The organism is Methylobacterium nigriterrae (genome assembly GCF_037106235.1).
In the GTDB taxonomy this organism is placed as follows: Bacteria; Pseudomonadota; Alphaproteobacteria; order Rhizobiales; family Beijerinckiaceae; genus Methylobacterium; species Methylobacterium nigriterrae.
The window spans coordinates 17351-35295 of sequence record NZ_JBAWTG010000006.1; the positions used below are offsets into that span (position 1 = coordinate 17351).

At 72.5% G+C, this 17945-nt stretch carries 17 protein-coding genes; 11 read left to right on the top strand and 6 right to left on the bottom strand.

Annotated features, from left to right (window positions below; translation table 11 throughout):
* Positions 1 to 11: 11 nt before the first annotated feature.
* The 3 genes from WDW90_RS05895 to WDW90_RS05905 all read left to right on the top strand — a co-directional run bounded on the left by WDW90_RS05895 (position 12) and on the right by WDW90_RS05905 (position 4764).
* A complete protein-coding gene (locus WDW90_RS05895; RefSeq protein ID WP_336486391.1) occupies positions 12 to 1739 on the top strand; it encodes a fructose-specific PTS transporter subunit EIIC in 1728 nt (575 codons plus the stop codon).
* Between the two features lie 163 nt (positions 1740 to 1902).
* The gene (locus WDW90_RS05900; RefSeq protein ID WP_336486392.1) at positions 1903 to 3390 is read left to right on the top strand and encodes a carbohydrate porin; all 1488 of its coding nucleotides are present in this window, start codon (positions 1903 to 1905) and stop codon (positions 3388 to 3390) included.
* Between the two features lie 210 nt (positions 3391 to 3600).
* Entirely contained in the window at positions 3601 to 4764 is a 1164-nt protein-coding gene (locus tag WDW90_RS05905) for a complex I NDUFA9 subunit family protein (protein ID WP_336486393.1), read from the top strand.
* Positions 4765 to 4801: 37 nt separating this feature from the next.
* Here the strand turns inward: WDW90_RS05905 and WDW90_RS05910 are convergent, their stop codons facing one another.
* A complete protein-coding gene (locus WDW90_RS05910; protein ID WP_336486394.1) occupies positions 4802 to 5518 on the bottom strand; it encodes a sulfate transporter family protein in 717 nt (238 codons plus the stop codon).
* Between the two features lie 324 nt (positions 5519 to 5842).
* Here WDW90_RS05910 and WDW90_RS05915 point away from each other — a divergent pair, with 324 nt between their 5' ends.
* From WDW90_RS05915 to WDW90_RS05925, 3 genes are all read left to right on the top strand, one after another.
* Entirely contained in the window at positions 5843 to 6775 is a 933-nt protein-coding gene (locus WDW90_RS05915) for a Kelch repeat-containing protein (RefSeq protein WP_336486395.1), read from the top strand.
* Between the two features lie 36 nt (positions 6776 to 6811).
* The gene (locus WDW90_RS05920) at positions 6812 to 8140 is read left to right on the top strand and encodes a flavin monoamine oxidase family protein (RefSeq protein ID WP_336486396.1); all 1329 of its coding nucleotides are present in this window, start codon (positions 6812 to 6814) and stop codon (positions 8138 to 8140) included.
* A 63-nt stretch (positions 8141 to 8203) separates the two neighbouring features.
* On the top strand, positions 8204 to 8845 hold the full coding sequence (locus WDW90_RS05925) for a cyclic nucleotide-binding domain-containing protein (protein ID WP_336486397.1): 642 nt from the start codon (positions 8204 to 8206) through the stop codon (positions 8843 to 8845).
* Between the two features lie 14 nt (positions 8846 to 8859).
* On the opposite strand, the gene WDW90_RS05930 is transcribed toward WDW90_RS05925, so the two are convergent.
* Positions 8860 to 9282 (bottom strand): cupin domain-containing protein, encoded by a 423-nt coding sequence (locus WDW90_RS05930; protein WP_336486398.1) that lies wholly within the window; start codon positions 9280 to 9282, stop codon positions 8860 to 8862.
* Between the two features lie 29 nt (positions 9283 to 9311).
* A complete protein-coding gene (locus WDW90_RS05935) occupies positions 9312 to 10316 on the bottom strand; it encodes a 2-hydroxyacid dehydrogenase (protein ID WP_336486497.1) in 1005 nt (334 codons plus the stop codon).
* Between the two features lie 370 nt (positions 10317 to 10686).
* On the opposite strand from WDW90_RS05935, the gene WDW90_RS05940 reads away from it, so the two are divergent.
* Positions 10687 to 11247: an SH3 domain-containing protein gene (locus WDW90_RS05940; RefSeq protein WP_336486399.1), complete on the top strand. Its 561-nt coding sequence runs from the start codon at positions 10687 to 10689 to the stop codon at positions 11245 to 11247.
* A gap of 72 nt (positions 11248 to 11319) precedes the next feature.
* Here the strand turns inward: WDW90_RS05940 and irr are convergent, their stop codons facing one another.
* Positions 11320 to 11829: a Fur family transcriptional regulator Irr gene (irr, locus tag WDW90_RS05945; protein WP_336486400.1), complete on the bottom strand. Its 510-nt coding sequence runs from the start codon at positions 11827 to 11829 to the stop codon at positions 11320 to 11322.
* A 142-nt stretch (positions 11830 to 11971) separates the two neighbouring features.
* On the opposite strand from irr, the gene WDW90_RS05950 reads away from it, so the two are divergent.
* On the top strand, positions 11972 to 12175 hold the full coding sequence (locus WDW90_RS05950; protein WP_336486401.1) for a ribosome modulation factor: 204 nt from the start codon (positions 11972 to 11974) through the stop codon (positions 12173 to 12175).
* Positions 12176 to 12188: 13 nt separating this feature from the next.
* Here WDW90_RS05950 and WDW90_RS05955 read toward each other — a convergent pair whose 3' ends face one another.
* Positions 12189 to 12827, bottom strand: coding sequence for a YoaK family protein (locus WDW90_RS05955; RefSeq protein WP_336486498.1), 639 nt, complete (start codon positions 12825 to 12827; stop codon positions 12189 to 12191).
* 338 nt (positions 12828 to 13165) lie between these two features.
* Between WDW90_RS05955 and fabA the strand changes: the two genes are divergently transcribed.
* The 3 genes from fabA (at position 13166) to fabI (ending at position 16269) form a co-directional block, all read left to right on the top strand.
* A complete protein-coding gene (gene fabA / locus WDW90_RS05960; RefSeq protein WP_336486402.1) occupies positions 13166 to 13699 on the top strand; it encodes a 3-hydroxyacyl-[acyl-carrier-protein] dehydratase FabA in 534 nt (177 codons plus the stop codon).
* Positions 13700 to 13818: 119 nt separating this feature from the next.
* Positions 13819 to 15045, top strand: a complete 1227-nt coding sequence (gene fabB / locus WDW90_RS05965; RefSeq protein ID WP_336486403.1) for a beta-ketoacyl-ACP synthase I — start codon at positions 13819 to 13821, stop codon at positions 15043 to 15045.
* 393 nt (positions 15046 to 15438) lie between these two features.
* Positions 15439 to 16269 carry an enoyl-ACP reductase FabI gene (fabI, locus tag WDW90_RS05970; RefSeq protein ID WP_336486404.1) on the top strand — a complete coding sequence of 277 codons (831 nt, stop codon included), beginning with the start codon at positions 15439 to 15441 and terminating at the stop codon, positions 16267 to 16269.
* A gap of 41 nt (positions 16270 to 16310) precedes the next feature.
* On the opposite strand, the gene WDW90_RS05975 is transcribed toward fabI, so the two are convergent.
* Entirely contained in the window at positions 16311 to 17606 is a 1296-nt protein-coding gene (locus WDW90_RS05975) for an ammonium transporter (RefSeq protein WP_336486405.1), read from the bottom strand.
* Positions 17607 to 17945 lie beyond the last annotated feature (339 nt).

Here is a 17945-nt window from a genome sequence, read left to right on the forward strand (position 1 = left end):
TGGAGGAAACCATGGCACAGCTGTTGGCGGTGGTGGGAGGCGGCGACCTCTCGACCCACGCCGTTCTCGCCGTCGAGGCCCTGCGCCGGGCCGCGGGGCGCCGCAACCAGCCGATCGCGCTGGAGCTGCGCGGCCCGGGCACCGGCGGCAACCCGCTGCCCGAATCCGCGATCCGGGGCGCCGAGGCGGTGCTCCTCGTCGGCTCGGGCGACCTCGGCGAGGGCCGGTTCGGGACCCTGCGGCGGGCGAAGGTGGCGATCGAGGACGTGCTCACCGACGTCAACGCCGTGATCGACCGGGTGCTCGGCGCCGGCGCGGGCTTGGCCGACGCCGGCTCCGGGGCGACAGCGAAGCGGATCGTCGCCGTCACCTCCTGCCCGACGGGCATCGCCCACACCTTCATGGCGGCCGAAGGCATCCAGAGCGCGGCCAAGGTGCTCGGCCACGCGGTCCGGGTCGAGACGCAGGGATCGGTCGGCGCCCGCGACGCGCTGACGGCGGACGAGATCGCGGCGGCCGACATCGTGCTGATCGCGGCCGATACCGGCGTCGACCGGGCGCGCTTTGCCGGCAAGCGGGTCTACGCGACGAGCACCAAGGCGGCGATCCGCGACGGCAAGGGCCTGATCGCGACCGCGCTCGCGGAGGCGCGCCCGCAGGCGGCGGGCGAGCCCGACGCGAAGGCGGGGGTGGACGGCCCCGCCCGGCCCGCGGCCGCGGAGACGAAGGCCGGCGCCTACAAGCACCTGATGACGGGCGTCTCCTTCATGCTGCCCTTCGTGGTGGCGGGCGGCCTCCTGATCGCCCTCGCCTTCGCCTTCGGGGGCATCGACGCGATGGCGCCGGGGAACGCCGGCACCCTCGGCTACGCGCTCGGCGAGATCGGCGCGAAGGGGGCCTTCGCGCTGATCGTGCCGGCGCTCGCCGGCTACATCGCCTACTCGATCGCGGACCGGCCCGGCATCGCGCCCGGCATGATCGGCGGCATGCTCGCCGCCAACCTCCAGGCCGGCTTCCTCGGCGGCATCGCGGCGGGCTTCATCGCCGGCTACACGGCGCGCTTCCTCAACCGCCACATCCGGCTGCACCGGAACCTCGAGGGGCTGAAGCCCGTCCTGATCCTGCCGCTGCTCGCCACCCTCGTGACCGGGCTGCTGATGGTCTACGTCGTCGGCGTGCCGGTGGCCGCGATCCTGTCGGCGCTGACGGGCTGGCTCAAGGGCATGCAGGGGGCGGGCGCGCTCGTGCTCGGCCTCGTCCTCGGCGGCATGATGGCGGTCGACATGGGCGGCCCGATCAACAAGGCCGCCTACGCCTCCGCGGCCGCGCTGATCTCCTCGGGCGTCTACGCCCCGATGGCCGCCGTGATGATCGGCGGGATGACGCCGCCGCTCGGCATCGCGCTCGCAACCCGCCTCTTCCCCGGCCGCTTCACGGCCCCCGAGCGCGAGGCCGGGGGCGCCGCGGCGGTGCTCGGGGCCGCCTTCATCACCGAGGGCGCGATTCCCTTCGCGGCGGCGGATCCGCTGCGGGTGATCCCCTCGATGGTGGCGGGCTCCGCCATCGCCGGCGCCGCCGCGCTCAGCCTCGGCGTCGAGCTGAAGGTGCCACATGGCGGCCTGTTCGTGCTGCCGATCCCGAACGCGGTGACGAACCTGACCGGCGCCGTGATCGCGCTGGTGGCCGGCACGGTCGTGACCGCGCTCATGGTCGGGCTCCTGAAGAAACGCGTGCCCTGAGGCGCCGCGGACACGGACGGGCGCCGCGCATCCGGTCTAGTCTTGGATAGGCAAGTTGATCGACCGGACAACTGACAGAAAATACTTCAAAATTCTGCGAAAACCGAACCCGGCGCAGATCGGGGCAACAAAAATGCTCAACAAGCACATCAGGGGGACGGACATGAGGGTGGGGTTGATGATGGCCGCGCTGGCACTCGGCGCGGTGGGAGGTGTCGAGGCGCGGGCGCAAGGGGCGCAGGGGGCCGGAACCGGCATCGCCGTGCCGGCGACGGTGCCGCGTCCGGCCAACCGCCTGCGCCCGGTGAGCCCGCCGCCGCAGGACGGGCAGGGCTTCGGCGGCGGCGACAGCGCCGCGGAGGCCGCCGACGTCCTCGGCCAGACCGCGACCCCGCCGACCCTGTCGCCCGGCACCTTCGACCTCGGCAACGGCCTGAGCCTCCTCCTCAACTATACCGGGCAGGGGGCGACGAACCCGGTCGGCGGCATCCGCCAGGGCGCGGCCTGGGCGGGCCAGCTCTTCTTCGGCCTCGACGCGGACCTGAACCGCCTCGCCGGCATCGACGGCGCCTCGGTGCACGTGGCGGTGACGAACCGCCACGGGCGCAGCCTCTCGAACGACTACATCGGCAACAACACGAGCGTGCAGGAGATCTTCGGGGGCGGGCAGACCACGCGGCTGACCCTGCTGAGCTATCAGCAGAAGCTCCTCGACAACCGCCTCGACATCGAGGTGGGGCGGCTCGTCGCCAACATCGCCTTCCTGAACTCGCCGATCTACTGCAGCTTCCAGACGAATTCCGCCTGCGGCAACCCGACCTTCGTGTTCAAGACCTCGAACTTCACCTTCTGGCCCGTCTCGAGCTGGGGCGGCCACGCCAAGGCCTGGCTCACCGACTCGGTGTTCTTCCATGTCGGCGCCTACGAGGTGAACCCGCTCCACCAGCAGCCCGGCGACAACGGCCTCGACTTCTCGACGAAGGGCGCCACCGGCGCGATCGTGCCGTTCGAGCTCGGCTACTCCACCACCTTCGCCAACGACCCGCTGCCGCGCAATTACGGCATCGGCGGCTGGTATGACACCTCGGCCTACTCCGATCCGGTGCGCGACGCGACGGGCCGCGCCGCCGTGCTGACGGGCCTGAATGCCCTCACCCGGTTCGGGCGCTCCGGCGTCTACGCGCGCTTCGACCAGATGGTCTGGCGCCCCGATCCGACCGCCCCGCAGGGCCTGACGCTGTTCGGCGTCGCCATGGCAGGCACCTCGGGCCGGCTGATCGAGGATTACTTCCTCGAGATCGGCGCGCTGCAGACCGGCACCTTCGCGGGGCGGCCCTACGATACGGTGGGCTTCGTCATCAACACGCAGAAGTTCAGCCCGCTGGCGCTGAGCAATATCTATCTCGCGCAGGCCTCGCTCGGCATCGCCCGGCCGATCCCGACCCAGCAGGTCATGATGGAACTCAACTATGGCATCCAGGTCGCCCCGGCGATCCGCCTGACGCCGAACCTGCAATACATCGTCAACCCGGACCAGACCCGCTTCCCCTACCGCACCCGCAACATCCCCGACGCCTTCGTGGTCGGCGCCAAGCTGTCGGTGGACCTGTTCACCCTCGCCGGGCTGGCGAAGGGACCGGGCAGCCCCTGAGCCGGCTTTCCCCCGCGCGGGCGGAAGGGGTCACGCATCGAGGCCGCCCGGCCCGCCGCCGCGGGATCGGGCGCCCGCGCTCCGCGCCCAGATCCCCCGAGCGTCGCATTTCGCCTCGCCTTCCTCTCCCCATCGGCGCAAATTGGTCTAAACAGCCCGTCGACAGACCCGGGCGCCCGCGCGCCTGGGCAAGAGCATCGAGAACAGGCGATGACCGGTTTCGACACCCTGCCCCTGACACGGCCCACCTCGCAGCTCGTCACCATCTTCGGCGGCTCCGGCTTCCTCGGGCGCCACGTGGTGCGGGCGCTGGCCAAGCAGGGCTACCGCATCCGCGTGGCGGTGCGTCGGCCCGACCTCGCCCTGTTCCTGCAGCCGCTCGGCAAGGTCGGGCAGATCGTGGCCGTGCAGGCGAACCTGCGCTACCCCGCCTCGGTCGCCCGCGCGGTCGAGGGCGCGGACGTGGTGATCAACCTCGTGGGCATCCTGCAGGAGGCCGGCGCCCAGACCTTCTCACGCCTGCAGGCGGACGGGGCGGGCGAGATCGCCCGCCAGGCCGCGCGGGTCGGCGCCGCGATGATCCACGTCTCGGCCATCGGCGCCGACCCGGACTCGCCCTCGGCCTATGCCCGGACGAAAGCGGAGGGCGAGGCGCAGGTCTTCGCGGCCTGCCCCGACGCCATCGTATTCCGGCCCTCCCTGGTCTTCGGGCCCGGCGACAGCTTCTTCAACCGCTTCGCGAGCCTCGCGCGCGCCCTGCCGGTGCTGCCGCTCGCCGGCGCCGGAACCCGCTTCCAGCCCGTCTTCGTGGGCGACGTCGCCGAGGCGATCGCCCGGGCGGTCGAGGGCCGGGTGCCGGCCGGCAGGGTCTACGAGCTCGGCGGCCCCGAGGTCGCGACGCTGGAGCACCTCGTCCGCTACATGCTCGAGACGATCAGGCGCCGGCGCGTCGTCATCGCCCTGCCGCTGCCCGCGGCGAGGCTCCAGGCGCGCGCGATGGAGATCGCCAACACCCTGACCCTCGGCCTCCTGCCGGACGACCTGAAGCTCACCCGCGACCAGGTGATCCTCCTGCAGAAGGACAACGTGGTGTCGGAGGCCGCCAAGGCGGAGGGGCGCAGCTTCGAGGCGCTCGGCATCATCCCGACGGCGGCCGAGGCGGTGGTGCCGGGCTATCTCTGGCGCTTCCGCAAGGCCGGCCAGTTCGCCACCGGGCGCGGCGAGTCGAGCCAGGCCGAGGTGCCCGACACGCTCGCCAAGAACCCCCTCGATCCGGGCTCGCAGCACCGGCCCGGCCGGGCCAGCGGCCCCTCGATCGGCCCCAACGCGGCCAATCCGAGCCGGATGGGCACCCGCTGGGGCACCCGCAACTGAGGCCGGAGCGCGCCGGAGGGCGCGCGGCGATGCCCGCTCAGCGGATCCGCCCCGGCGCGGCCGGCGCCGGCAGCGGCCTGCGCCGGCTCAGGCCCTTGTGCACGTGCACCATCAGGGCGATGCCGAAGAGGGGGGTCAGCAGGTTGACCACAGGCACCACCATCAGGCCGGCGAGCAGGCAGCCCGCCGCGAGCGTGGTGGCGCCGTAGTGGCGGCGCATGGCGGCGGCCTCGGAGAGCGGCCGGAACCGGGCGGCCGCCATCTCGAAATACTCGCGGCTGAGCAGGTAGGCGTTCGCCGCGAAGAAGGCGACGAGCCCGACCACGGGCACGAAGAACAGGATCAGGGCCGCGAGGTTGACGAGCAGCGCCAGGCCCGCGAAGCGCACCGCGTAGAGGATCGCCTTGCCGAGCGGCAGGGCCTGCCCGGCCGGCTCGGCCGGAAAGTCGGTGCGCTCCACGATCTCAGCCGCGTCGTCGAGGAAGAAGCCCGCCACCAGGATCGAGACGGCCGGCATGATGTAGGCGAGCGCCACGAACAGGCCCGCGCCCGCCAGGAAATAGGCCAGCGTGTCGAGGAACGGGTAATCCGCCGAGATGTGATGGCTCGCCTGGAACCACTGGATCAGCCGCGTCAGCCCGAACCAGACGAGGAGAAGCAGCCCCAGCGTGAGCGCGAGCGACTTCCACAGGATGGCGCGCAGCGGCGGCGAGAAGACCTGCCGCAGGGCCGCGAGGGCCGCCTGGATGAGCATGTGGGTTCTCTCCCCTGATGTTCGCGACGCCGCACGACGCGGCGGGCGACATGCGCGTCGCGAGCGGATCGGGCGCCGGCCCCCTGTCCCGTGCGCGGAGGGGGCCCGCCGCGCATCCGGCGCGATCGCGGCCGATCACGGACCCCGTGTGACCGCGATCGGCCGCGATCGCGAGGACTTTTAGCGGGATCGCGCCGGATTTGCGCGAGGCGGCCGGTGAGGCAGGAGCGCGCGGCCGGCCGTGCACATCGCGGTGATCGGTCCGCACCTTATCCGGGCTCCGCGCGTTCAAGACCCGTTCGTCCCGTGCCGGAGAGCCCCCCGATGCGCCCGCCCGCGATGCTTGCCGCCCTGTTGCTCGCCACGGCGGCCCCGCCCGCGCCCGCCCACGAGACCGGCGCCTGGACGGGCGGCTCGTCCGCGCCGGCCGAGCGCTCCGAGGTCGCGGTCGCGGCCATCGACGGGAAAGCCTACGTGGTCGGCGACTACAACGGCGCCACCGAGATCCTGATCTACGACATGGCCCGCGACGCCTGGAGCAAGGGGGCGGCCTTCCCGTACCCGGTGCACCACGCGATGGCGGCCGCCTCCGGCGGCAGGCTCTACGTGTTCGGCGGCTACACGAACGGCTGGAACGCCGTCGCGACCGTGTTCGCCTACGATCCGAAGACCGATTCCTGGACGCCGCGGGCCGCGATGCCGGGCCCGCAGGCGGCGGGCGGCGCCGCGAGCCTCGGCGAGCGCATCCACGTGATCGGCGGCAGCCTGACGGACCGGGGCAACACGCCCGCCCATCGCGTCTACGAGCCCGCCACCGACACCTGGAGCGAGGCCGCCCCCCTGCCGACGCCGCGCGACCACCTCGCCGTTCAGGCGATCGACGGCCGCATCGTCGCGGCGGGCGGGCGCGTCGACGGCGATCCCGGCCGCAACCTCGCGGCGACGCAGGTCTACGACCCGGGCGCCGACCGCTGGGCGGAGGCCGCGCCCCTGCCGACCGCCCGCAGCGGCAGCGCCTCGGCGGTGCTCGGCCGCGAGGTCTACGTCATCGGCGGCGAATCGCGCGACAGGACCTTCGACGCGGTCGAGGCCTACGACGCGGCCGGCAACGTCTGGCGGGCGCTCGCCCGCCTGCCGAGCGCCCGCCACGGCTTCGGCGCCGTCGGCTACGAGGGCCGCCTCTACACGCTCGTTGGCAGCCCGAAGCCCGGCGGCGCCCGGTCCGGCACCGTCGAGATCTTCACGCCAGGGCGGTAACGGGCTGTCCGCACACTGTCCCAGCAAGGTCGAAGGATGAAAGAGCCGGAACCGCCCGCCCGATCGCCCGCCCGATCTCCCGCCCATGCCCGCCACCGCCCGAGCTTCGCCCCCCCTCTCGCTCCCCTGCCGGACACGCCCGACATCGTGGTGATCGGGGCGGGGGCCGCCGGGATCGCGGCGGCGCGGCGGCTGACCGAGCGCGGCCTCGCGGTCGCGGTGCTGGAGGCGCGCGACCGGGTCGGCGGCCGCGCCGTCACCACGATGCTGCGCGGGCACGCCGTCGATCTCGGCGCCCACTGGCTCCATGCCGGACCGATCAACCCGCTGGTGGCGCTCGGCCAGGCCCGGGGCGAGCCGCTGCGCCGGGCGCCGCAGGAGGGCCATGTCTGGGTCGGGCGCCGGCCGGGGCGCCGGGACGAGATCGCGGCCTCGGCCCGCGCCTTCGCGCTGGCCGACCGGGACATGAACGCGGCGGCCGTCGGCGACGGGCCGGACCGGCCGGCCGCGAGCGCCCTGCCGCCGAGCCTCGGACCCTGGGGGGCGCGGGTCGCGCTGGTGCACGGCCTCGTCTCGGGCCGCCCGCTCGGCGAGGTCTCGCTGCGCGACTTCCCCAGCATGGAGTACGGCGACAACTTCTTCCTGGCGGGCGGCTACGGCGCCTATCTGGCGCGCCTCGCGCGAGGGCTGCCCGTCGCCCTGTCGAGCCCGGTCGCGCGCATCGACTGGTCGGGGCCGGGGGTGAGCGTCGCCACGATCGACGGCCGCAGCCTCGCCGCGAAGGCCGCCATCGTGACGGTGCCGATCCCGGTTCTGCGGTCGAGCCCCACCTTCCTGCCGGCGCTGCCGGGCGGGGTCCGCGCGGCGATCGACGGCTTCCGGACGGGCATCTACGAGCACGCCGTGCTGCACTGGCCCTCGAGCCCGTTCCGGGGACCCGACCGGCTCGCCAGCATCGTGGGCGGGCGCCACCGCCCGCCGGGCCTGCTCACGCGGCTCGACGGCACGCCCTTCCACTATTTCGAGCTCGACGCGCCCTCGGCCGCGGCGATCGACGCGCGGGGCGGCGGGCCGGACGGGGTGCGCCGCTTCGTCCGCACGGTGCTGGCGGAGCATTTCGGCGAGGCGCGCCTGCGCGACCTCGCGATCCCCGCCGTCAGCGCCTGGCGGCACGACCCATGGTCGCGCGGCTCCTGGGCCGTGGTGCCGCCGGGCCACGCCGAGGCCCGCCGCGCCCTGCAGGCGCCGGTCGGCGGGCGGCTGTGGTTCGCGGGCGAGGCCCTGTCCCGGCTGCAATGGGGCACGGCCGGCGGCGCCTACGAGGAGGGCGCCCGGGCGGCCGACGCGGCCGCGGACGCCCTGTAGCAGCGCCCCTTGCGATGCGCCGGCCGGGATGCCACCCCTGCCGCGTCGCGGGAGAGGCTTGGCATGAACTGGGTCGAAGGGATCGGCTATCTCGGCACCGTCCTGACCATATCGGCCTCGGCCATGAGCACGATGATCCCGCTGCGGATCATCGCCCTCCTGGCGAGCTGCGCCGTCATCACCTACGGCATCCTGATCGGCAGCATGCCGGTGGTGCTCACCGAGGCGATCCAGATCCCCTTCAACGCCTTCCGTCTCTACCAGATGGTCCGCCTCGTGCGGGATACCGAGCGGGCGGCGGCGGGCGACCTCTCCCTCGACTGGCTCAAGCCCTACGGCGAGGGCCGGCGCTTCGCGGCCGGCGAGACCCTGTTCCGCAGGGGCGAGCCGGCCAACGAGCTGTTCTATGTCGAGAGCGGCCTGTTCCGCATCCCCGAGCGCGGGATCGCGGTGCGGCCCGGCGCCATCGTGGGCGAGCTCGGCATGCTCTCGCCCGGAAACCTGCGCACCGGCACTCTCGTCTGCGCCGAGCCCGGCACGGCCCGCTGCATCGCCTACTCGGAGGTGAAGCAGCTCTACTACCAGAACCCGGAATTCGGCTTCTACTTCCTGAAGCTGACGAGCGAGCGCCTGTTCCAGGCCGCGCAGGCGCTGGAGGCCGAGGGCGGGACGGGGCGGATGGCGGCGGGAAGCGAGGTGATCTGAAGCCCCTCGGCCCCTCAATCCCGCTGCCGCATGAAGGTTTCGGGCGTGCCCGTGCCCTCCGCGACGAAGCGGATGTCGCGCGGCTCGCGGCGCGGGGTGTCGACCGAGAGGAATACCATCGGCTCCTCCAGGATCTCGGGCACGGAATGGACCACGCCGCGCTTGAACACCACGAGCGTGCCCGGCCCCACCTCGACCGGCGGCTCGTCGCCGAACGCCATGCGGCAGCGGCCCGACAGGGCGTAGAGGTACTCGTCGCAGGTGGCGTGGGTGTGGGGCGGCGTCGGCCGGTAGACCCGGAAGACGCGGGCGCTCGCGGCCGCGTCCTCGGTGAAGCGGTGGTCCGCCACCATGGTGGCGCAGGTCTCGGGCAGCCCCGCCACCGCGGAGGCCACGTCGAAGACGGCGTGGGAGAGGCGCTCGGTCTCGCTGCCCATCGGGTCGCCTCCTCTCCCTCGTGTCCGTCTCAGAGCATGCTCGGCAGGATCCGGTCCGGCGGACGGTGGCCGTCCATGAAGGTCTTGATGTTGATGATCACCTTCTCGCCCATGTCGAGGCGGCTCTCGAAGGTGGCCGAGCCCATATGCGGCAGCAGCACGACCTTGCCGGCGCGGGCGAGCTTGACGAGGCGCGGGCTCACCGCCGGCTCCTGCTCGAACACGTCGAGGCCGGCGGCCGAGATCTCGCCGGCCTCGATCAGGCGGGCGAGCGCGTTCTCGTCGATCACCTCGCCGCGCGCCGTGTTCACCACGATCGACTCGGGCTTGAGGAGCTTGAGGCGCCGGGCCGAGAGCAGGTGATAGGTCGCGGGCGTGTGCGGGCAGTTGACCGACACGATGTCGACCCGCGCCAGCATCTGGTCGAGGGATTCCCAGTACGTGGCGTCGAGGTTGCTCTCGATGGGCGCGGGCACCCGGCGGCGGTTGTGATAGTGGATCTGCAGGCCGAAGGCGCGGGCGCGGCGGGCGAGCGCCTGGCCGATCCGGCCCATGCCGACGATGCCGAGGCGCTTGCCCGTGATGCGGCGGCCGAGCATCCAGGTCGGCGACCAGCCGGCGTCCCAGGCGTCGTCCGGGATGATGCGGGCGCCCTCCGTCACCCGGCGGGCGACCGCCAGGATCAGCGCCATCGTCATGTCGGCGGTGTCCTCGGTCAGCACGCCCGGCGTGTTGGTGACCGTGATGCCGCGCTCCAGCGCCACCGCGACGTCGATGTGGTCGACGCCGTTGCCGAAATTCGCGATGAGCCGCAGGTTCGGGCCGGCCTGCGCGAGGAGGCCGGAATCGATCTCGTCCGTGACGGTCGGGACGAGCACGTCGGCCTCGCGCATCGCGACGGCGAGAGCCTCCTGCGAGAGGGGCTTGTCGTCGTGGTTGAGTCGCGCGTCGAAGAGCTCGCGCATGCGCGTCTCGACCGCGTCCGGCAGGCGCCGCGTCACCACAACGAGCGGCTTGCGCTTCAACGACGACATCATTCCTCCCCGGTCGGCGGTTGGGCCCAAGGCGCCCGCGCCGACGCATCCTTGGCCCTGGCCGGTCGCAGCGGCCGGCGCCGGAACGGCTTCAGGCTCCGTTAACCACTGTCCGCCAGACAAGTCCGGACGGCGTCGAGCCCATCCGGAAACGGGCCTCCGCCTCTCTACCAGAGAGGGGCCGGAACACAATCCGGGTTCACGCCAAGTTCGGCGGGGCAAGCTCGGCGGAGCAAGTTCGGCAGAGGCAGGGCCGCTCTGCCTGGATTTCGACACGCCGAGGCGCGAGGCCGCTCTCGCCGGGGCAGGCTCGCGCGAGGCAGGCTCGCGGGTGGCCCGGCCGCCCGGCGGGGCCAGGAGGGGGTTTGCGATGCGCTGGACTGCATGTCTCGTCGCCGGTCTCGTCGCGCTCGCGGCCGGCCCGACCCGGGCCGCGCCGCCGGCCGCCGCGGGGCCGGACGTCGCGGTCGGTCCGGTCACCAAGCTGCCGCTGCCACGCTACGCCAGCCTCAAGACCGACCGGGTCAACCTGCGCGAGGGGCCGTCCAAGGACCACCGCACCCTCTGGGTATTCCAGCGGGCCGGCCTGCCGGTGGAGATCGTGGCCGAGTTCGAGACCTGGCGCCGCATCCGGGATTCGGAAGGGACGGAGGGCTGGGTGCTGCACTCGCTCCTGTCGGGCCGGCGCACCGCGATCGTGAACGCTCCGAAAGGCGCCGACAAGGCCGCCCCGGTGCCCCTGCGGGCACGCGCCGACGAGGCCGCCGAGGACGAGGCGCGCCTCCAGGCCGGCGTGATCGGCAGCGTGAAGAGCTGCACCGGCACGTGGTGCCGCCTCATCGTGGCGCTGCCGGGCAAGCGCGGCGACGTCGACGGCTACATCCGGCAGGACCGGCTCTGGGGCGTCTACCCGAACGAGAAGGTGGAGTAAGCGGATCTCGGAACGGGAAAGGCCCGGTCGAGACCGGGCCTTTTCGGGTTCTTCGCGTCCGGGGACGGCGGATCAGCTCTTGCGGCTGCCCGGGCGGCGGCGCAGCCGCACGATCACCTCGACGCCGGCGATCTCCATGCCCTCGGGCGCCTCGGGCAGCGAATCGACGGTGATGCCGCAATCGGGCATGTCCATCACCTGGCCCTCGTCCTCGAGGTAGAAGTGGTGGTGCTCGCTCGGATTGGTGTCGAAATAGGCCTTCGACCCGTCGAGCGCGAGCTGGCGCAGCAGGCCGGCTTCCGTGAACTGGTGGAGCGTGTTGTAGACGGTGGCCAGCGACACCGGCACCTTGGCGCGCATCGCCTCGTCGTAGAGCATCTCGGCCGTGAGGTGGCGGTCGCCGCGGCCGAACAGGAGCCAGCCGAGGGAGAGGCGCTGGCGCGTCGGGCGAAGCCCGGCGCGGCGCAGGCGGTCCCGCAGGTCGGAGAGCGGGCAGCCGCGGCGGCCGGCTCCGGCAGCCTCGCCCGGGAGGGAGGAGGACCGCGCGTTGAGGACGGCCTGCAGGGGCACCAGATCTGACATCGGCGGGACTGAGCGCTCGCGAACGGACGGAAAGATAACGTGATTATATGGGACGTGCCGCCTTGCCGCAACCCGAGCGGTTTGCCGGCACTTTCCTGTCGGGGATTGGCCCGCCGCAGCCGCGGGCGCCCCGGACCAGGAGGTGAGCATTTCCCGATCCGATCCATCGCCGGCCGGCCAGGCCGAGGCCGAGATCTCCCCCGCGACGGCGAGCCGGGCGGGACGCCACGCCCGCGACCGCGGCGATCCCGCCGAGGCGAACCCCTACCCGCCGGGAAGCGACGCGCATCGGCTCTGGCGGCGGGCCTGGGAGACGCCCGACGACGAGTCTAACTCGGCCGGCTGATCCCATCCGGCTCTCAGGGCGCATCGGCACGCTCCGGCAGAGCGATCAGCCCGGCGAGGACCGCGATCGGCAGGATCAGGCAGCCGAAGGACAGGTGGGCCACCCCGAAGGCCCCCGCGATCGCCCCGGCCGCGAAGGCGGCGACCGCGGGCAACATCCGCCCGAGACGCCCGCGCGCGGCGCCGGCCCGCGCCTTGCCGAGGCGCAGGAGGTCGACCGCATCGATCACGGCCTGCGTCACGTTCACGGTCATCACGGTGGTGGCGGCGAGATGCGCCAGGGCGAGCCGGGCGATGGCGTTCTGAACCCCCATGGCGGCGACGCCGAGCATGCCGACCAGGATCGCGTCGGGCCCGTCGGCCGAGCGCAGCGGCGCGAGCGCGAGGCCCGCGATGCAGAACAGGGCGAGGAGCACGGCCTGCAGCGCGAGCAGCCGGCGCAGCGGCGCGATGCCCCGGCGCTCGAGCGCGAGGGCGATCAGGCGCGTCGCCGCCACCGCCAGCACGAAGGCCGGAAGGGCCAGGAGCTTGGCGATCACGCCGCTCGAGGTCGAGACGAGCTCGGCCCCGATCAGCACGAAGTTGCCGGTCACGTGCGAGGTGAACAGGCCGAACAGGGCCACGAAGCCCGCCGCGTCCACGAACCCGGCCACGAAGCCGAGCCCGGTGCCGAGGAGGCGGTCCCGCCGCGCCCAGAGGCCGGAGCCGGCGGAACCCGCGCCGCGGGCGGCCGGCGATGGCGGCTGGGCCTGGATGGAGACCTGCGAGGTCAAGGCGGCGACTCCCGGCTGCGGCCCGCGTCCATCGGGGCTGTCGGCCGGCAGGCTACTTCAGGAACGAAAGCTGGCACAATGAATACCATTCGGGGCGGCGCGCCGCCCCGGGACGGCTTTGATGGCGCAGGCCCCCTGTGCTAACGAGGCCGCGATTTTCACGCACCGGCGGGCGGCACGGCCCGCCCCTTCCGCGAACCGAGGACCGAACCGCCTACATGCCATCCGACCAGACCGCCCCGCCGGCCCCCGCCCGGGCATCGAGCTACAGCTACGAGGACCTTCTCGCCTGCGGGCGCGGCGAGCTGTTCGGCGCGGGCAACGCCCAGCTGCCGCTGCCCCCGATGCTGATGTTCGACCGCATCACCGCGATCGCCAGCGAGGGGGGCGCCCATGGCAAGGGGCACGTACGGGCCGAGTTCGACATCCGGCCGGACCTCTGGTTCTTCGGCTGCCATTTCAAGGGCGACCCGGTCATGCCGGGCTGCCTCGGCCTCGACGCCCTCTGGCAGCTCGTCGGCTTCTATCTCGGCTGGCTCGGCTCTCCCGGCCGCGGCCGGGCGCTCGGCGTCGGCGAGGTGAAGTTCACCGATCAGGTGCTGCCCAGCGTCTCCCGATTGGTCTATCATGTCGATCTGAAGCGCGTCCGCCAGGGCAAGCTCGTGCTCGGCATCGCCGACGGCACGGTGGAGGCCGACGGAAAGCGCATCTACGAGGCCCAGGACCTGCGCGTCGCCCTGTTCCAGGCCTGACGCATGCCCGCGCGGGCACCGGCGCCCCTTAGCGCGCCGGTTGAGATTAGGCCCGCGCCGTCCTACCTGACGGGAGCGCGACGCACGGGCAGGCGTCGCGGCGGAGAAGTCTGACGTTCATGCGCCGTGTCGTGATCACCGGGATGGGCATCGTCTCATCCATCGGCAACAACACCCAGGAAGTGCTGGCCTCGCTGCGCGAGGCCAAGTCCGGCATCGTCCGCTCGGAGGCCTATGCCGAGCACGGCTTCCGCAGCCAGGTGGAGGGCGCCCCGAACCTCGACGCCGAGGCGGTGGTCGACCGGCGCGCCATGCGCTTCCACGGCGGCGGCACCGCCTGGAACCATGTCGCGATGGATCAGGCCATCCGCGATGCGGGGCTCGAGGAGGGCGACGTCTCGAACGACCGCACCGGCATCATCATGGGCTCGGGTGGTCCCTCCACCCGCACCATCGTGGAATCGGCGGCCATCGCGCGCGAGAAGGGCCCCAAGCGCGTCGGCCCCTTCGCGGTGCCGAAGGCGATGTCGTCGACCGCCTCGGCCACGCTCGCGACCTGGTTCAAGATCAAGGGCGTGAACTACTCGATCTCGTCCGCCTGCGCGACCTCGAACCACTGCATCGGCAACGCTGCCGAGATCATCCAGGCCGGGCGCCAGGACGTCATCTTCGCGGGCGGCTGCGAGGACCTCGACTGGACGCTCTCCGTCCTGTTCGATGCCATGGGCGCCATGTCCTCGAAGTACAACGACACGCCGGCGCGGGCCTCCCGCGCCTACGACGCCGCCCGCGACGGCTTCGTCATCGCGGGCGGCGCGGGCGTGCTGGTGCTGGAGGAGTACGAGCACGCGAAGGCCCGCGGCGCCCGCATCTACGGCGAGATCGCGGGCTACGGCGCGACCTCGGACGGGCACGACATGGTGGCGCCCTCCGGCGAGGGCGCGGTGCGCTGCATGCGGCAGGCGATCGAGGGTCTGAAGGGCGCGCGGATCGACTACATCAACCCGCACGCCACCTCGACGCCGGTCGGCGACGAGAAGGAGATCGAGGCGATCCGCGAGGTGTTCGGTACGGGCGATGCCTGCCCGCCGATCTCGGCCACGAAATCCCTGACCGGCCACTCCCTCGGCGCCACCGGCGTGCAGGAGGCGATCTACTCGCTCCTCATGATGAACAACGGCTTCATCTGCGAGAGCGCCCATATCGACGAGCTCGACCCGGCCTTCGCCGACATGCCGATCCTGCGCGCGCGCCGCGACGGGGCGAGCCTCGGCCACGTCCTGTCGAATTCCTTCGGCTTCGGCGGCACGAACGCCACCCTGGTGCTCAAGCACGTCGACGCCTGATGCGGCCTCGCGGATCCGGTTTCGGCCCCAGGTCCGGAACCGGAATTTCGCGCCGGCGTTCTTCCCGCAACAGGAGGGATCGCCGCAGATGCTCTGGCTCGTCCTCGGAACGCTCGGCGGCCTCGCCCTGGCCGGCCTCGCCGCGATCCACGCCAAGCAGCGCCTGATCGACGACGCGAAGTCGGAGACCGGCGGGTATTTCTGACGGTCCCGGCTCTCGGTTCCCCGAGCCCTGCCCCGCGGCGGGGCTTTTCTTTTGCCCGCTCGGCGCGGGCTCCTCGTCCGGCCGGGGCCGCCCGCGATTGGACAGGCGCGCGACCCCCGCGCTAAGCCTCCCCCGGGGCATCCGGCCCCGCGCAGGCGGGGCGTCACAGCATCGAGGCGGACAGGCGCATGACGGGATTGATGGCGGGCAAGCGCGGCCTGATCATGGGTGTGGCCAACGATCACTCGATCGCCTGGGGCATCGCAAAGACCCTGTACGAGCACGGCGCGCAGCTCGCCTTCACCTATCAGGGCGAGGCGCTCGGGCGGCGCGTCGGCCCGCTCGCGGCCCGGCTCGGCTCCGACATCGTGCTGCCCTGCGACGTGGAGGACCTCGCCTCGGTCGATGCCGCCTTCGCGGGGCTCGACGAGCGCTTCGGGGGCGAGCTCGACTTCGTGGTCCACGCCATCGGCTTCTCCGACAAGGCGCAGCTCAAGGGCCGCTACGTCGACGTCACCACGCGCGAGAACTTCTCCCGCACCCTGACGATCTCGTGCTTCTCCTTCACGGAGATCGCCCAGCGCGCGGCCAGGCGCATGGGGCGCGGCGGCGCGCTCCTGACGCTGACCTATGGCGGCTCCACGCGGGTCATGCCGAACTACAACGTGATGGGTGTGGCCAAGGCCGCGCTCGAGGCGTCCGTGCGCTACCTCGCGGCCGATCTCGGCCCCGACGGCATCCGGGTCAACGCCCTCTCGGCCGGCCCGATGCGGACGCTCGCGGGCGCCGGCATCGCGGATGCCCGCCTGATGTTCAATCACCAGAAGGCGCACGCGCCGCTCCGGCGCACGGTCAGCCTCGAGGATGTCGGCGGCTCGGCCCTCTACCTGCTCTCGGACCTCTCCGGCGGCGTCACCGGCGAGGTCCATTTCGTGGATTCGGGCTACAACATCATCTCGATGCCGCGCCCCGACGTGCTGCAGGCGCAGGACGCGGCCGGCGTCGTCGGGGACGTGTGAGCCCCGAGATCCCCCCGCCCGGCAACGGGAGGGGAGAGGCCTCACGTGTACTCGTAGGCCCGCTCGCCGTGGCTCGCGATGTCGAGGCCCTCGTACTCGGCTTCCGCATCGACCCGGAGCGGCGTCACAGCGGCGAGCAGGCGGGTCAGTCCGAAGGTGACGATCCCCGACCACAGGGCGGTCACCGCGATGGCCAGCGCCTGCACGCCGAGCTGGCGCAGGACCGTGCCGCCCTCGCCGAGACCCGCGCCCCCGAGCGCCGGCAGGGCGAAGACGGCGAGCAGGAGCGAGCCCAGCATGCCGCCGACGCCGTGCACCGCGAAGACGTCGAGGGAATCGTCGATCAGGAGGCGCTGCTTCACGAAGAGCGTGGCGGCGAAGCACACGAGCCCGCCGGCGGTGCCGATGAGAAGGGCCGCGCCCGGCGAGACGAACCCGGCCGCGGGCGTGATCGTGGCGAGCCCCGCGATGCAGCCCGTGACGATGCCGATCGAGGTGGGCTTGCGGATCTTCACCCACTCGGCCGCCGTCCAGGCCAGGGCGCCCGCGGCCGCCGAGAGATGGGTCGCCAGGATGGCGTTCGCCGCGCTGCCGTCGGCCGAGAGCGCGCTGCCGCCGTTGAAGCCGAACCAGCCGACCCAGAGCATGCCGGCCCCCATCATGGTCATGCCGGGGCTGTGGGGCGGCGTCAGCGTGCTGGGAAAGCCCCGGCGCTTGCCGACCATCACGGCGAGCAGCAGCGCCGAGACGCCGGCCGTCGTGTGGACCACGATGCCGCCCGCGAAGTCGAGGGCGCCGAGTCCGGCGAGCCAGCCGCCGCCCCAGATCCAGTGCGCCACCGGCACGTAGCAGAGCATCAGCCAGAGGGCCGAGAACAGCGCCACGAACGGGAAGGCCACCCGCTCCGGGAAGGCGCCGATGATGAGCGCGGGCGTGATCACCGCGAAGGTCATCTGGTAGAGGGCGAACACGCTCTCGGGCAGGAGGGTGGGCGCCCGCACCGCGTCGAGATGGGCGAGGAACGCCTTGCTCAGCGTGCCGATCAGGGGCCCGTCCCCGTCGAAGGCGAGGCTGTAGCCGCAGATTGCCCAGAGCACCGAGGCGATGCAGCAGATCGCGAAGCACTGCATGAGGACGGACAGGACGTTCCGGGCCTGGACGAGGCCGCCGTAGAAGAGACCGAGCCCCGGCAGCGTCATGAACAGCACGAGAGCGGAGGCCGTGAGGATCCAGGCCACCTGTCCGCTGTCGACGCTGCCCGCGGCGGCGAGGCTCGGGGAGGCGGACAGGGCGAGAAGCGCGAGGCCGGCGAGCCCGCGTTTGGCGATGGGAATCATGCAGGAGGGAGCCTTCTCGAGGGCGGATATGCTGTTCTTCGCGGCTATATGCCGAATGATTGTGCAGGTGATGCCGCCCGGACATGCAGAATCGTGCGGGACCGGACGGTGGCGACGCGATCGTGGCGCCTCGGCGCGGCGGGCCCGCGATCGCGGGCCTCGAAACGGCGATGGCGCTGCACACCATGCAATCATCCTGCCGTTTTGTGTGGCGTCCTTGCACCGAAACGGGCGCATCGTGCTCACCCGAACGCCACGGCTGGCCCGGCCAGGGTGCGGTCTGTCGTGGCCATGTGGCAGATTGTCGAGGCGCATCGATCGTATCGCAGCGGACGCTAC

Coding starts and splice junctions, on each gene's coding strand:
- WDW90_RS05895 (WP_336486391.1), top strand. CDS start 12: ATGGCACAGCTGTTGGCGGTGGTGGGAGGCGGCGACCTCTCGACCCAC.
- WDW90_RS05900 (WP_336486392.1), top strand. CDS start 1,903: ATGAGGGTGGGGTTGATGATGGCCGCGCTGGCACTCGGCGCGGTGGGA.
- WDW90_RS05905 (WP_336486393.1), top strand. CDS start 3,601: ATGACCGGTTTCGACACCCTGCCCCTGACACGGCCCACCTCGCAGCTC.
- WDW90_RS05910 (WP_336486394.1), bottom strand. CDS start 5,518: ATGCTCATCCAGGCGGCCCTCGCGGCCCTGCGGCAGGTCTTCTCGCCG.
- WDW90_RS05915 (WP_336486395.1), top strand. CDS start 5,843: ATGCGCCCGCCCGCGATGCTTGCCGCCCTGTTGCTCGCCACGGCGGCC.
- WDW90_RS05920 (WP_336486396.1), top strand. CDS start 6,812: ATGAAAGAGCCGGAACCGCCCGCCCGATCGCCCGCCCGATCTCCCGCC.
- WDW90_RS05925 (WP_336486397.1), top strand. CDS start 8,204: ATGAACTGGGTCGAAGGGATCGGCTATCTCGGCACCGTCCTGACCATA.
- WDW90_RS05930 (WP_336486398.1), bottom strand. CDS start 9,282: ATGGGCAGCGAGACCGAGCGCCTCTCCCACGCCGTCTTCGACGTGGCC.
- WDW90_RS05935 (WP_336486497.1), bottom strand. CDS start 10,316: ATGTCGTCGTTGAAGCGCAAGCCGCTCGTTGTGGTGACGCGGCGCCTG.
- WDW90_RS05940 (WP_336486399.1), top strand. CDS start 10,687: ATGCGCTGGACTGCATGTCTCGTCGCCGGTCTCGTCGCGCTCGCGGCC.
- irr (WP_336486400.1), bottom strand. CDS start 11,829: ATGTCAGATCTGGTGCCCCTGCAGGCCGTCCTCAACGCGCGGTCCTCC.
- fabA (WP_336486402.1), top strand. CDS start 13,166: ATGCCATCCGACCAGACCGCCCCGCCGGCCCCCGCCCGGGCATCGAGC.
- fabB (WP_336486403.1), top strand. CDS start 13,819: ATGCGCCGTGTCGTGATCACCGGGATGGGCATCGTCTCATCCATCGGC.
- fabI (WP_336486404.1), top strand. CDS start 15,439: ATGACGGGATTGATGGCGGGCAAGCGCGGCCTGATCATGGGTGTGGCC.
- WDW90_RS05975 (WP_336486405.1), bottom strand. CDS start 17,606: ATGATTCCCATCGCCAAACGCGGGCTCGCCGGCCTCGCGCTTCTCGCC.